The sequence below is a fragment of the Facivitalis istanbulensis genome (assembly GCF_040560405.1).
Lineage (GTDB): Bacteria > Pseudomonadota > Alphaproteobacteria > Sphingomonadales > Sphingomonadaceae > Sphingomonas > Sphingomonas istanbulensis.
The window spans coordinates 1-14255 of the sequence record NZ_JAVSCQ010000047.1 but is presented as its reverse complement, the minus strand read 5'-3'; the positions used below and the strand labels follow the sequence as shown (position 1 = coordinate 14255).

At 65.8% G+C, this 14255-nt stretch carries 14 protein-coding genes and 1 pseudogene; 7 read left to right on the top strand and 8 right to left on the bottom strand.

The genetic code is table 11. The features are described from left to right. Window positions 1–244 precede the first annotated feature (244 nt). The 7 genes from RN629_RS17490 (at window position 245) to RN629_RS17460 (ending at window position 8052) form a co-directional block, all read left to right on the top strand. The gene (locus RN629_RS17490; RefSeq protein ID WP_407036390.1) at window positions 245–1462 is read left to right on the top strand and encodes an NAD(P)/FAD-dependent oxidoreductase; all 1218 of its coding nucleotides are present in this window, start codon (window positions 245–247) and stop codon (window positions 1460–1462) included. 31 nt (window positions 1463–1493) lie between these two features. Then, window positions 1494–2090: a TetR/AcrR family transcriptional regulator gene (locus RN629_RS17485; protein ID WP_407036389.1), complete on the top strand. Its 597-nt coding sequence runs from the start codon at window positions 1494–1496 to the stop codon at window positions 2088–2090. A 181-nt stretch (window positions 2091–2271) separates the two neighbouring features. Beyond that, window positions 2272–3081: an acetoacetate decarboxylase family protein gene (locus tag RN629_RS17480; RefSeq protein WP_407036388.1), complete on the top strand. Its 810-nt coding sequence runs from the start codon at window positions 2272–2274 to the stop codon at window positions 3079–3081. Between the two features lie 3 nt (window positions 3082–3084). Further along, window positions 3085–3936, top strand: coding sequence for an SDR family oxidoreductase (locus RN629_RS17475; RefSeq protein ID WP_407036387.1), 852 nt, complete (start codon window positions 3085–3087; stop codon window positions 3934–3936). A 317-nt stretch (window positions 3937–4253) separates the two neighbouring features. Further along, entirely contained in the window at window positions 4254–5327 is a 1074-nt protein-coding gene (locus RN629_RS17470) for a zinc-binding dehydrogenase (RefSeq protein WP_407036386.1), read from the top strand. Between the two features lie 114 nt (window positions 5328–5441). Continuing rightward, complete coding sequence (locus tag RN629_RS17465) at window positions 5442–6863, top strand: aldehyde dehydrogenase family protein (protein WP_407036385.1); 1422 nt, start codon at window positions 5442–5444, stop codon at window positions 6861–6863. Window positions 6864–7056: 193 nt separating this feature from the next. Continuing rightward, entirely contained in the window at window positions 7057–8052 is a 996-nt protein-coding gene (locus RN629_RS17460; protein ID WP_407036384.1) for an AraC family transcriptional regulator, read from the top strand. A gap of 16 nt (window positions 8053–8068) precedes the next feature. On the opposite strand, the gene RN629_RS17455 is transcribed toward RN629_RS17460, so the two are convergent. The 8 genes and pseudogenes from RN629_RS17455 to RN629_RS17420 form a co-directional block, all read right to left on the bottom strand. Next, on the bottom strand, window positions 8069–9130 hold the full coding sequence (locus tag RN629_RS17455; protein ID WP_407036383.1) for a phosphotransferase: 1062 nt from the start codon (window positions 9128–9130) through the stop codon (window positions 8069–8071). After that, window positions 9127–10287, bottom strand: a complete 1161-nt coding sequence (locus RN629_RS17450) for an acyl-CoA dehydrogenase family protein (RefSeq protein ID WP_407036382.1) — start codon at window positions 10285–10287, stop codon at window positions 9127–9129. Before RN629_RS17450 ends, RN629_RS17455 begins: the two co-directional genes overlap by 4 nt. Beyond that, the gene (locus RN629_RS17445) at window positions 10284–10934 is read right to left on the bottom strand and encodes a 3-oxoacid CoA-transferase subunit B (RefSeq protein WP_407036381.1); all 651 of its coding nucleotides are present in this window, start codon (window positions 10932–10934) and stop codon (window positions 10284–10286) included. Before RN629_RS17445 ends, RN629_RS17450 begins: the two co-directional genes overlap by 4 nt. Window position 10935: 1 nt before the next feature. After that, the gene (locus RN629_RS17440; protein WP_407036380.1) at window positions 10936–11634 is read right to left on the bottom strand and encodes a CoA transferase subunit A; all 699 of its coding nucleotides are present in this window, start codon (window positions 11632–11634) and stop codon (window positions 10936–10938) included. A gap of 8 nt (window positions 11635–11642) precedes the next feature. Then, a complete protein-coding gene (locus tag RN629_RS17435; protein WP_407036379.1) occupies window positions 11643–12389 on the bottom strand; it encodes an SDR family NAD(P)-dependent oxidoreductase in 747 nt (248 codons plus the stop codon). A 2-nt stretch (window positions 12390–12391) separates the two neighbouring features. After that, complete coding sequence (locus RN629_RS17430) at window positions 12392–13186, bottom strand: enoyl-CoA hydratase/isomerase family protein (RefSeq protein WP_407036378.1); 795 nt, start codon at window positions 13184–13186, stop codon at window positions 12392–12394. Window positions 13187–13329: 143 nt separating this feature from the next. Continuing rightward, on the bottom strand, window positions 13330–14040 hold the full coding sequence (locus RN629_RS17425) for a TetR/AcrR family transcriptional regulator (RefSeq protein ID WP_407036377.1): 711 nt from the start codon (window positions 14038–14040) through the stop codon (window positions 13330–13332). A 108-nt stretch (window positions 14041–14148) separates the two neighbouring features. Next, window positions 14149–14255 (bottom strand): annotated as a pseudogene (locus RN629_RS17420) (IS5/IS1182 family transposase); the annotation flags it as partial.

Here is a 14255-nt window from a genome sequence, read left to right as displayed (position 1 = left end):
GCAACTGTTCAGGGTTGTGACCAACGCGGAAGGGGCCCTTGCTCCCTATCGGGCTCCAGACCCTCGGGGGGGACGGGCTCCCTTCCGCAACACCTTCATACCAGCATCACATCAGACAGGAGGGGGGCAGGGGATCGCGATGGTCGTCGAGCGTATGGCCCGGGCGTCGGGCGTCTGACGCCGACCGCGCGCATGGGAAACGGAGCCCGCATCCTGCCCCGCCCGGAAAGAAGGAGTGAGTGTGATGCATCATTATGACGTCCTGATCGTCGGCGCGGGCCATGCCGGTGCGCAGGCGGCGATCGCGCTGCGTCAGGCGAAGTTCGCCGGCAGCATTGCGGTTGTCGGTGCAGAGCCCGAGCTTCCCTATGAACGTCCGCCGCTGTCAAAAGAATATCTCGGCGGCGAGAAGAGCTTCGATCGCCTGTTGATCCGACCGGCGGCGTTCTGGGACGAACGGCAGGTGATGATGCTGCTCGGCCAGCGGGTCACCGCGATCGACGCCGCCGCGCACCGGGTCGGCACGCCGGTGGGAGAGATCGGATATGGTCGGCTGGTCTGGGCGGCCGGAGGGACGCCGCGCCGGTTGAGCTGCGCGGGCCACGACCTAGCGCGAGTCCACACGATCCGCACCCGCGCCGATGTCGACCGGCTCGCGGCCGAGCTTCCCACCACCGACCGCGTCGTCGTGATCGGCGGCGGGTATATCGGGCTGGAGGCTGCCGCGAAGCTGACCAAGCTCGGCAAGCATGTCACCGTCATCGAGGCGCTGGACCGCGTGCTGGCGCGTGTCGCGGGCGAAACGCTGTCTCGCTTCTACGAGGCCGAGCATCGGGCGCACGGGGTGGTGGTGCGCTTGGACGAAGTGGTCGAATGTCTGATGGGCGACGATCGCGTGACCGGGGTGTGCCTTGCAGGTGGCGAGATCATTCCCGCGGATATGGTGATCGTTGGCATCGGCCTGATCCCCGAGGTCGCGCCGCTGATCGCGGCTGGCGCACGCGGTGGCAACGGCGTCGCGGTGGACGCCCATTGCCGGACCAGCCTGGCGGATGTATTCGCCGTCGGCGATTGCGCGCTGCACGCCAATGATTTCGCGGATGGCATGGTCTTGCGGGTGGAATCGGTCGGGAACGCCAACGACATGGCGACCTGCGTCGCCCGGATGATCGCCGGGGACGAACACCCTTATCACGCCGTGCCCTGGTTCTGGTCCAATCAATATGATCTGAAGATGCAGACGGTCGGATTGTCGGTCGGCTTCGACGACTTCGTGGTGCGCGGCGATCCCGCGACGCGCAGCTTCTCGGTCGTGTATCTGAGGCGCGGCAAGGTCGTCGCGCTGGACTGCGTCAATGCGACCCGCGACTATGTTCAGGGTCGTGCCCTGGTCACCGCCGGAGCCTCGCCGGCTCGCGCGCGGCTGGCCGATGGCGGCACGCCGCTCAGGGATCTGACATGACCTCGACCGGGTGCGCACACGGGTGGGCGCCATGGACACCGCCATGGCGGGGCGGCATATCGTGCCGATGAGCACGACACCCAGGGTCAGGTCGCGTCGGGCCGATGCCATCCGCAACGAGTCGCTGGTACGGGCTGCCGCCGAGCGCGTCTTTACGCGCAAGGGCCAGGCGATCCTGATGGAGGATGTCGCCGCCGAGGCAGGCGTCAGCAAGGGGACCGTGTACAACGTCTTCGCGTCCCGGGACGGCATGGTCGAGATCTTGACCGTCGCGGCGTTGAAGGTCGCCGCCGCGGACTATCGCGCCGCGGCAGGCGCCGCCGATCTTTGGGGTGCATTGACCGCGGCGATACTGACGCCGACGCTTGGATTGTCGGCGAGCGCCCAGTTGATGGACCCCGCGGCCCCGCGAACGCCTGCGCGGCTCGCGCTGGAAGAGGCGATGGCCGCCCTCAACGCACTGCTCGATACGGCCAAGGCGGCGGGCGTGGTGCGACCCGAAATCCAGGTGGGTCACCTCACGACCCTGTTTTGCGGCCTGTACGGGGTTCTTCCCAACTATGATGCCCGCGCGCCCGGTGAAGCGCTGGCCTATGCCGATATCATTTTGCGCGGGATCCGAACCTGATCCCGCGCCCGGCAGTTTCCGGCCCATGGCAATTTATTCTAAGAATTATAATCTAACCATTGTTTGATTATAATGGGTAGGCTAGGCTGCGGCGACGCTGGCGTTCGGCCAGGACGCGGGCCGCCAAGGCGGATCGCCGCAGCACGAAATCTGCTCGGGGTATACTGGATGAGAGACGATTATGCCGGTCGAGCTTGATCCGTCGCGGCGCTACGATATGCCCGCCAGTTTCGGGCCCTCCAGCATTCCCGCCAGGACACAGGTCAAGCGGGCGGAATCGCTCGTGCTGAGCGCGGTGACCGACCGGACCGCCGTTGAGCGGCTCGTCCCGGCGCACTTTACCGTGCCCGAGGCACCGTCGCTGACCGTTGCGCACATGGCCTATCACGACATCGATTATCTCGGCGGGCGCTCGTATAATGAAGTGGTCGTGAGCGTCAGTGCGCGCCATGACGGTGGCGGACAGGCAATCGCCGCATCGCTCGCGCTGGTGTTGTGGGTCGATCAGCCCGGCGCGCTGATCGCTGGTCGCGAGTTCATGGGGCTGCCCAAGATTCTGGGCCGCATTTCCGATCTGGAAGACCGTCCCGACGGGGTGCGCTTCACCTGCGCGGAATATGACGTGCCGCTCCTCGTCGGAAGCGCTACGGGATGGACGCCGCTCGACCAGGACCGCCTCGCACGGCTCAACGGCAAGGCAGCGGACGTGCAGACCTTCGGGTGGAAATATATCGCCGCCGCCGGTGGCGGAAGCGATGTCGACCACCCCCTCGTGAACAGCATGCGCTGGTCGTATGAGCAAGCCTGGACGGGGCAGGGCGATTTCCTTTTCCATCCCGTCGCGTTTGCCGACGCGCCGCTTTCGGCGGCGGCGGCGCGCCAACTGGCCATGCTGCCCGTCACCGGCCCGGTGCGTGCGTTTCGTGGCATCGGTCAGGCCACCATCGATCGTGCGGCCACCCGCCGGATCGGGCATGTGGGAGGAGTGTGAGGCATGAGGCTTCAGGGCAAGACAGCCTTTGTTTCGGGCGGCGCATCTGGTCTGGGGGAAGCGATCGTGCGACGGTTCGTCCGGGAAGGCGCAAGGGTCTTTTTCGGCGACGTGAACGCCGTGCGCGGCGATCGCGTCGCGCAGGAGACCGGCGCCGGTTTTGTCCCGCTTGACGTGACGCAGGAGCATTCTTGGGAGTCCGCGATGGCGTGCGTCGCGCGGGCGCAGGCGGGCCTCGATATCCTGGTGAACAATGCGGGTATCCTCGGCTCGCCGGCGTTGATCGAGGATATGCGGCTGGACGACTGGAATCATGTGATGGCCGTGAACGTGACCGGCGTGATGCTCGGCTGCAAGCATGGCGCGCGACTGATGCGCCGGAACAGCGGCGGGCCGTCCGGGTCGATCGTCAATATGTCGTCGGTGTCGGGCATCCTTGCCTCGCCTGGGCCAGGCTATTCGACCAGCAAGGCGGCGGTGCGCCTGATGACCAAGGCGATCGCGGCGGACTTTGCGTTTGCCGGTGTGCCGATCCGTTGCAATTCGGTGCATCCCGGCGCGGTCGAAACGCCGATCTTCGCCCCCTTCCGCAATGCGACGCCAGCGAAGGCAGCGGCCATGAAAGAGGCGCTGGACCTGCAACTGCCCATGGGACGCATGGGGCGTGCCGAGGAGATCGCCGCGATGGTGCTGTTCGTCGCCTCCGATGAAGCGAGCTTCTCGACCGGCGCGGAGTTCGTCGCCGATGGCGGGGGTACCGCCACCTTCGCGGCACCCCGCAGGGGTAGCTGGCTCGATCAGGGCGCACCGCATGATGGTCGCGAACCATCGAGTGATCGGTTGTCGGAAGGTTAGCAGGGGGCGACCGCCCCCCCCTCCCCGTCTGAGCCTGACGCCCGCCTATCGGGCGCGTTGCGGGCGTCGCGTCACAAGGGCCGGAGCCTATGCGGGTTGTTGGGCCGCGCGCTTGCGCCTGCGCCGTCGCGCAATGCCCGCCGCACGCGACAGGATCGGGCAATAATTCGACAAGATCGGGCTAAAATGCGTCCGTCGCGCTTGCCAGATCACCACGGACGATCCGGTGTCGGGCGACCCCTTTGCTGATGTGTCCCGGCAACCGATCCCATGATCGTGCACGTTTGGGAGACGATATCGTGAAAGCATCAATCTGCATGGGCCCCGGCCGCGGCTTCACCGTCATGGACATCGCGATCGATCAGCCGAAGGGCCGGGAGGTGTTGGTCGAGGTCAAGGCGTCGGGACTCTGCCATACCGACCTGACCGTGTCGGAGGCGGATTTCGGATTGCCGTTCCCGGCCGTCCTGGGCCACGAGGTGGCGGGCATCGTGCTGCAGGTCGGTCCCGAGGTGACGGATATCGGCATCGGCGATCATGTCGTGGCCTGCCTGATCCAGTTTTGCGGGCGATGCATCGCCTGCCTTGACGGGCGGACGTTCGAATGCACGAACCCAGGTGCGACGTTGCGCGCGCCGGATGCATTGCCAAGGCTGTCCGGCCAGGATGGGCCGATCTTCCAGTTCGTCGGCATCGGCGGCTTCGCCGAACAGGTGCTGGTGCATGAAAACCAGCTTGCCGTCGTCAACAAGACGATTCCCTTCCCGCAGGCGGCGGTCCTCGGATGCGGTACGGTCACAGGTGCCGGCGCGGTCATCAACAGTGCGCAGGTGAGGCCACGGGACAGCGTTGCGGTGTTCGGCACCGGCGGCGTCGGTCTGAACGCCATCAATGCCGCCCGGCTGTCGGGCGCATCCGTGATCGTCGCGGTTGATCTGGTCGACGCCAAGCTCGAACGGGCGAAGCGCTTCGGTGCCACGCATGTCGTCAATGCGGGGACGACCGATCCGGTCGAGGCGATCCGCGCGATCACCGGGGCCGGCGTCGATTTCGCGTTCGAGGTGATCGGCCTTCCCGCGACCCAGCAGCAAGCCATCGAGGCGACGCGCGCCGGGGGTACCACGATCCTGGTGGGCATGGGTAAGCCGGGCGCGTCGATCACCTTGCCGACGTCGATGGAGATGCTGTTCGAGCACAAGACCGTCAAGCCGGTCTCGATGGGTTCGACCCATTTGAAGCGCGACATCCCCTATTATGCGGACATGTATGTCGAAGGGCGGCTCCTGCTCGATGAAATCGTCACGCAGGAAATCGCCCTAGACGAAATACCCGCTGCCTATGACCAACTAAAGCACGGGGAGGGCATTCGCTCGGTCGTGACGCGCTTCTGAGGCGGACCCCGATCGGGGAACGTGGTGGGACGCGGCCTTTGGCGTGGCGAGGGGCCAGGTCGACCATCGATGCAATGACGAACCACGAACCACGAAATGTGAAAGGAGCCCGATATGACCGAGTATCTTGCAACAGGGGCGAGCCCATCGACTTCGGGGGCATCGCCGAACAGCTATCGCACCGTCAACCCGGCAACCGGCGAGCTGGTGAAGGTCTTCGCGACGCTCTCCGATGAGGAGGCGGATGCGCTGCTCGCGCGCGCAGACGCGGCATTTTCGTCCTGGCGATCCCAGCCAGTGGCGCGCCGCGTCGAACTCTTTCGCACGCTGGCCGATCGTCTGGACGCCAATCTCGACCGCATCGCCCGGCAGATCACGATCGACATGGGCAAGCCGCTGGTCCAGTCGAAGTTCGAAGCCCAGCTCGGCCCGGCGATCCTGCGCTATTATGCCGACCATGCCGAGAAATTGCTGGCGGACACCGAGGTCGCCCTCGCCGGTTTCTCTCGCGTCTATACCCGACGCGAGCCGATCGGCGTCGTTCTCGCCGTGGAGCCATGGAATGGCCCGGTCTATCAGGCGGTTCGTGCGATTGCGCCGAACCTGATGGTCGGCAATTGCGTGATCCTCAAACCGGCCGAGATCGTCGCGGGCACGACGCTCATCCTCGATGAACTGTTTGCCGAGGCGGGCTTCCCCGCTTCAGTGTATCAGACGGCGCTCGCCTCTCGCGAACAGATATCCGTCTTCATCGCCGACCCGCGGGTGCGGGCGGTGACGCTGACCGGTTCCGATCGGGCCGGTGTCGTGATCGGCGAGCAGGCTGGGCGCAGCATCAAGCCGGTGGTGCTCGAACTCGGCGGCTCGGATGCCTTCATCGTCCTCGATTCCGCGGATGTTGCCGCGGCCGCGGGGATGGGGGCGGTCTGTCGCCTTGCGCTGGGTGGCCAGGTCTGCGTTTCGCCGAAGCGCGTCATCGTCACCGAGAAGGTCGCCGACGACTTCATCCGCCAATATACCGAGGTCTTTGCCAGCCAGACGATCGGTGATCCGCTCAACCCTGACACGACGCTCGGGCCGCTGTCGAGCATCGCGGCTGCCGACGGGCTTCAGGCGCAATATCAGGATGCGATCGACAAGGGAGCGACCGTGGTCCTGCGGGGCGGCCGGATCGAGGGTGATGGTGCCTTCTTCAAGCCCGCCGTCCTGACCGGGATCACGCCCGACATGCGCCTTTACCATGAGGAAGCCTTCGGCCCCATCGGCCTGATTTTCCGGGTGTCCGATGCGGATGCCGCCATCGCGCTCGCCAACGACACCAAATATGGCCTTGGTGGCACCGTCTATGGGCAGGATCTCGACGAGGCGCGCCGTGTCGCGCAGGCGCTTGATACCGGCATGGTCGGGATCAATCAGTATCTTGGTGCCCCGATCGAGATTCCGTTCGGGGGCACCAAGGCATCCGGCGTCGGTCGCGAACTCGGATTGAGCGGCATGGACGCCTTCTCCAATGTCAAGACCTACGCGGTCGCCTGACACCGTCCCGCCTGGGTCGGATCAATCGCTCGACCCAGGCACGCCGACGGGTGGCCGCGCGCGGGGCCACCCGTCATAGGCGCCTGCCGTGGCCGTTCCTCTACCATCCACCTGCCGACATCACCATGTCACGGGATGAAGGCGGAGATCGCAGCGATAGGGGCGGCGCGCTCATCGAGGTTTAAGCGAGGTCATGGCTGAACGCGTGGGAAACAAGGATGTCGACGGAGCTCTGCTGGAGGCCATTCGCGACCGCATGGCGCAGGTCATCACCCGCAATCTGGGGCGAAAAACCGCCAGCGAGACGTGCATATCCGGCCTGTCCATCCACCGGCAGATCGCCCCTGTCGGGCCGAACTCATATTTCTTCGAGCCGTCCTTCACGTTCACGGTGCGGGGCACGAAGCGCGTGGTCCTCGGCGGAGAGACATATGCCTATGACCAGTCCCACTTTCTGCTGACGGCGATCAATCTTCCCACCGTGATGGAGGTGCTGGAGGCCTCCGAAGACCATCCTTACATGTGCGTCATGCAGAAGATCGATCTGGAACTGGCTCGCTCGCTGATCACGGAAATGGATGCGAGCAGGCGCGAGGGGGTGGCGGACGATGCCGGCCTGGTGCTTGGCCCGGTGACCATCCCGTTGGCCACCGCGACGATGAACTTGATCGACCTGATCGAGACGCCGCAGGATGCGCCGCTCCTGGCGCGGTCAATCCAGCGTGAAATCCTGGTCCGGCTGCTGGCCAGTCCCGTCGGCGGGCGCCTGCGCCAGGCGGTTCAGGTCGGGACGCCGACCAGCGGGATCTCGAACGCGCTTCGATGGATTCGCGAGCATTTTTCCGAGCCCCTGCGCGTTCAGGACCTGGCCCGGATCGCCTGCATGGGCGAATCGACCTTCCACCACCATTTCCGGGCGCTCACGACCATGAGCCCGCTTCAATATCAGAAGCAATTGCGGCTGCACGAGGCGCGGCGGCTCATGATCAACGACAAGCTGGACGCGAGCCTGGCCGCCCACCGCGTCGGCTATGAGAGCGCGACGCAGTTCAATCGGGAGTATCGCCGCCTCTTCGGCGCCCCGCCGAAACGCGATATCCGGTCCATTACCTTCTCCGACCGGGCGTTTCCGGACGAAGGCTTTCCCATCACCGGCCTAATGCAATCAGGGTCGGCGACGATGCAGTGAGGGCGCGGCGGCGAGGTCAGCGCCCGACCCGCTCCGCCTGTTCCCATCCCAGCCGGGCGATGACGGGTAGGTCCGCGATCAGACGTGCGGCTTGCGGTGATGCGGCCGTTCCACGCGCGGCGCGGCCCTTGATACCGTGACAGATGGCGGCGAAGCGGAAGAAGTTGAAGGCGAGGTAGAAGTCCAGATCGGGAATGTCGGCGCGACCTGCCCTGGCGCAATAGGCGGCGACATAGGTCGCCTCGTCCGGGATGCCGGTGGCGGCGAAGTCGACGCCGACCAGGCCCGGTATGGTCAGCGGCGGCATCCGGTACATCATGAGGTGATAGGCGAAGTCGGCGAGTGGGTGGCCGAGCGTGGACAATTCCCAGTCCAGCACGGCCAGGACGCGCGGCTCGGTGGGATGGAAGATCACATTGTCGATCCGGAAATCGCCGTGGACGATCCGGGTCTCGTCCGTTGCCGGGATGTGGTCGGCGAGCCATTCGACCAGACGATCCATGTTGGGATCGCGGCCAGCCTCGACATCCTCGGCATATTGGCGCGACCAGCGCGCGATCTGGCGCTCGAAATAATTGCCCGGCCGTCCATAGTCGCCTAGCCCGATCGCATCCGGTTCGACGCCGTGAAGCGCCGCGATGGTCGCGTTCATCGCATCGAATATGGCGTGGCGTTCGCCGGGCGCGATGTCGGGAAGCGCCGCATCCCAGAAGATACGGCCTTCGACCATGTCCATCACATAGAACCAGGTGCCGATCACGGCATCGTCGGTACAGAGCCCATGGACATGCGCGACCGGAAAACCGATCGACTCCAGCGCCTGGACGACTCGCGCCTCCCGCTCGATCGCATGGGCGCCCTTCAGCAGGACGCCCGGTGGCTTGCGCCGCATCACATAGGCGCGGTCCGGCGTAACCAGCTTGTAGGTGGGATTGGACTGGCCGCCGTTGAACTGCTCGATGGTCAGCGGGCCCGCATAGCCCGGCACGTTCTCGGCCAGCCAGACGGCGAGGCGGTCCTTGTCGAACTGGTGCGCCGCGCGCACCGCGCCGGTACCGGCGAATTGCGCCTCGCTCATGCCTGCACCGCCTTCCAGTCGCGCCTCACCTTCCTGGCGAGGCTCCATTTATGGACCTCGGTCGGGCCGTCATAGATGCGAAAGGCGCGCACTTCGCGAAAGACCTGCTCCACGACCGTGTCGCCGGAGACGCCCGTGCCGCCCATCACCTGCACGCACCGGTCGGCGATCCGCATCAGCGCCTCGCTCACCGCGACCTTGGCCATCGAACTTTCGGCCGTGCCGGGATGCCCGTCGTCCAGCACGCCCGCGCACCAGTCGATCATCAGATCGGCCTGTTTCAGGTCGATGAGATTCTCCGCCAGCATGAAGCCGACTCCCTCATGGTCGATCAGCGACTTGCCAAAGGCGTGCCGCCGATTGGCATAGTCGACTGCGATTTCCTGCGCGCGCGTACAGGCACCGAGCCACCGCATGCAGTGGGTCAGCCGCGCGGGGGCCAGGCGGACCTGCGCCAGTTGAAAGCCTTCGCCGGGATTGCCGAGCATCTGGTCAGCGGGGATGCGAAGCTCGTCGATGGCGACGATCGCGTGGCCGCCGGGCATCGAGCTGTCGATGGTGTCCAGCACGCGTTCGATGCGGATGGCCGGATCGGGCAGATCGACGAGGAAGAGCGTGGCGCCCTGTTCCGCCTTGGCCATGACGATGCCGACCTTCGCCCCGGCGGCCCCGGTGATGAAGGCCTTGCGCCCGTTGACGATCCAGTGGTCGCCATCGGCCACCGCCGTCGTCATGAGCATCGACGGATCGCTCCCCGCCCCGCCATCCGCGGCGGGTTCGGTCATGAAGAACGCCGATCGTGCCTCCCCCCTGATCAACGGATCGAGGAAGCGGGTCTTCTGCGCGGCGCTGGCGCGCTTGCCGAGCAGATACATATTGCCCTCGTCCGGGGCGGCGACATTCACCGCGACCGGGCCGAGCGGCGACAGACCGGCGGCGCGCAGCACGATCGCGACCTCCCGGTGGCACAGGTGCGTGCCATCGGCCGAGATATGGGGCGTGAGGACGCCTGCCGCGCGCGCCTTGTCGCGCAGTTCGGCAACCAGCTCCTCGGAGGGGCCATGCGCCCCGCAGCGGGGGTCGTGCTCATGGGGGATGATCGCGTGGCGCACGAACGCCTCGACACGTGCCGCGATGGCCCGGGCATTCTCGGTCATTTCGATGACTCCAGCGGTAGAAAGCGAGCGTCCGTGCGCGCGACGATGTCCGCTTCATCGACGCCGGGGGCGATTTCCAACAGTCGGAACCGCTGCGTCCGGTCGGCACGCGCAAAGACGGCCAGGTCAGTGACGATCATGTCGACCACGTTCCGGCCGGTATAGGGCAGGGTGTTGGTGCGGCGAAATTTGGCGCCGCCCGCCTTGTCAACATGATCCATGAGGACGATGATCCGGCCGACGCCGGCGACCAGGTCCATGGCCCCGCCGGGTCCCTTCACCATCTTGCCGGGGACCATCCAATTGGACAGGTCGCCGTCCTCCGACACCTCCATCGCGCCCAGGATCGATTTGTGAATATGCCCGCCGCGCACCATGGCGAAGCTGTCCGCCGAAGAGACGTAGGAGGTGCGCGCGAGTTCGGTGATCGTCTGCTTGCCAGCGTTGATGATATCGGCGTCGACGCAAGCGGCGGTGGGGAAGGGGCCGAGCCCCAGCATCCCGTTTTCCGAATGCAGCGTCACGTCGATATCGTCCGCGATATAGTTGGCGACCAGCGTCGGGATGCCGATGCCGAGATTGACATAATCGCCATCGCGCAATTCCTGTGCGGCGCGCGCGGCCATCTGGTTGCGGTTCCAGGGCATGTCAGGCGACCTCGGCGAGCGTGCGCTGCTCGATGCGTTTTTCGTTCAGCGTGGCGAGGATCATGCGCTGCACGAAAATGCCCGGCGTATGCACATGGTCCGGATCGATCGCATCGACGAATTCCTCCACCTCGGCCACGGTGACCTTGCCCGCAGTGGCGGCCATGGGATTGAAGTTGCGCGCCGCCTTGCGGAAGACGAGGTTGCCGAACCGATCGCCGCGCCACGCCTTCACGATCGCGAGGTCGGCGGTAAGGCCCGTTTCCAGTAGATAGGTCTGGCCGCCGAAATCCCGCGTCTCCTTGCCCTCCGCGATCGTCGTGCCGACGCCGGTGCTGGTGTAAAAGCCGGGGATCCCCGCGCCCCCTGCGCGGATGCGCTCGGCCAGGGTGCCTTGCGGACAGAAATCCAGCGCCAGTTCGCCCGACAGATATTGCCGCTCGAACTCCTTGTTCTCGCCGACATAGGAGGCGATCATCCTGGCGATGCGCCGCGCCCTGAGCAGCAGCCCGAGGCCATAATCGTCCACGCCTGCGTTGTTCGAGATGGCGGTGATGCCGCCAACGCCGGACGCGAGCAGGCCATCGATCAGCGTTTCGGGAATGCCGCACAGGCCGAAGCCGCCGGAGACGATCGTCATCCCGTCGAACAGCAGGCCGTCGAGTGCCGACGCGGCGTCGGCATGGATCTTCTGAACCATGATTTCTCCTACAGCGTGCTGACCAGGTGTCCGCCGTCCACCGCCAGTATCGACCCGGTCATGTATGCCGATCCCGGCCCTGCGAGCAGCAGGAGCGGCATGTCGAGGTCGCTCAGCTGGCCGAGCCGCCGTTGCGGAATGCGCTTCAGCATCGCCTTGCCGGCGTCGGTCGACCAGAACTCGCGGTTCAGGTCGGTGTCGAAATAACCGGGGGCCAGCGCATTGACCCGGATGCCGTGGCGCGCCCATTCGAGCGCCAGCACCTTGGTCATTTGCACGACACCGGCCTTCGAAACGGCATAGGGCAGCACGGTCGCGCCTTGCCGCAGGCCGAGGATCGACGCGATGTTGACGATCGCCCCGCCCCGCCCATGCGCGATCATGTTGCGCGCCACCGCCTGCGCGACCTGGAACACGCCTCTTAGATTGGTGTCGATTACCGCATCCCAGTCCGCCTCGCTCTGGTTGAGCGCCAGCGCATCGCGGACGACGCCCGCATTATTCACCAGGATGTCTATCGGGGGCAGGTCCGCCGTGGCCGTCGCGATCGATGCGGGATCGGTCACGTCGAGCACTACGATCGACGCCCGGTCGCCGACCGCGGCCGCCAGTGTCTCAAGCGCATCGCGCCGCCGTGCCGCTAGGATGACACTGGCGCCGGCCGCCGCCAGCACCCTGGCGAAATGCGCGCCAAGACCGCTGGACGCGCCGGTGACGAGCGCGGTCCTGCCCTCGAGCGTGGTGCGATCGGTCATGGTCAGCGGCCCTTGAACGTTGCAGGACGCTTGTCCTTGAAGCTCAGGATCGCCTCGCGATGATCCTCGGAAAGGAGGGTCAGCGTTTCGATTCCGGCATGGGCGTCCGCCAATGACTGCGCCTGCGCCCGCAGGGCCAGGTTGATCGAGCGCTTGGTCGCCTTGATCGCGAAGGTCGCGCCCTTTACCAGCCGCTGGGCATAGGCGTCCACCGCGCCGTCCAACTCGTCCGCCGGCACCGCGCAGTGGATGAGGCCGATCGTCGCCGCCTCCGCGCCGGTCAATGGATCGCCGGTCAGCAGGTGGTGACGCGCTCGCGCATAGCCGATCAGCAGCGGCCACAGCATCGCACCGCCATCGCCCGGCGACAGCCCCATCGACACGTGAGGATCGGCGATCTTCGCGCTGTCGACCATGATGGCGACGTCGCACAGCAGGGCAAGGGTGGCGCCCAGTCCCATGGCATGACCGTTGACCCGGGCGATCACGGGTACGTCCAGCGCGAGCATCGCATTGATGATGTGCGGCGCACGGACCATCATCTCGGCCATGCGGGCGGGCCGGTCGCAATTGCCCAGCATTTCGTCGAGGTCGCCCCCGGCGGAAAAGGCGCGCCCCGCACCGGTCAGCACCACCACGTCGCAATCATCCTGCGCGACGTCGTAGAAAATGCGGCTGAGTTCCTCGTGTAGCGCGAACCCCGCCGCGTTCATCGGCGGATGGTCCATCGTCAGGGTCAGGATGGCGCCGGCGCGCTGGGAACGAATGTGATTGTAGCGGGAATAGTCGACAGCCACCGGGTCCAGCCTCATGTCATGGCGACCCGGCCATACTTGTCAGCAGGCCGGCCGCACCTCTCCAGTCGCGATCTCGCCGCGACGGAACAGGCATAGATGGCGGACGTCTACTTTGCAACACTCGTTATAAAATAGCGGTCCTTCTATGGTGCCGTGCGCGCTTTGCGGCCGGCGGGGGCCTGCTTGGCGGGCGCGGTCGTGGCGGTCTTTCGTTTCCTGGCCGCGGGCTTATCGGTGGGAAGGGGGCCAAGAGCGGCGTCGGCCGGGGCGACCCCGCGGAAGAACATGTCGGCCAGCCGATCGCTCACATCCCTGGGACTGAGGGTACCGTTCGGGCGATACCAGTCCAGGGCGTAGATCGTCGCGCCGAGAAGGAAGAGCTGCGCCAGGTTCGGATCGACTTCGGGCCGGACGATACCGGCCGCCTGCCCCTCTCGCATCAGATTGCGCCACAGATTGCCATAGGCGCGGGGATGCTGGCGATGCCGCTCGCGCATTTCTTCGGGCACCTGGTCGACGATCTTCCAATAGGCCGAGATGTAGTCGTTGCCGACGAGCATCTGCTGCATATGGGCGTCGAGAGCGGATTTGATACGGTGCCAGGCGGGGGCATCGGGCTGCAGCCGGTCGAGCGCTTCCTCGACCGGTCGCGACACGGAGGTCGTCCCGATGTTCAGGACCTCCTCGATCAGCGCGTCCTTGTTGGCGAAATAGTAATAGAGGCTGCCGGCGAACGTGCCAGCAGCCTCGCCGATCTCGGCGAGCGTCGTTTCTGCGTAACCTTTGACGGCGACAACTCGTGCTGCCGCAGCCAGGATGGCATCACGCTTCTTGGCGGCCTTGGGTGTCTTCATCGCATCGCTAATGCCGGACCGGACCCTCCTTGTCCATTGGTCCAGGCGCGCCATCTGCCGCCATTACTTTGGTGGAGGTTTACGATGCCTAGGGTCAGGACTCGTTGATCACAGCCAGAAGATGACGGTTGCAGCGAGCGCGATGGCGGAGAGGAAGACGGTCGGGCACCGATCGTAGCGGGTGGCGACGCGGCGCCAGTCCTTCAGGCGTCCGA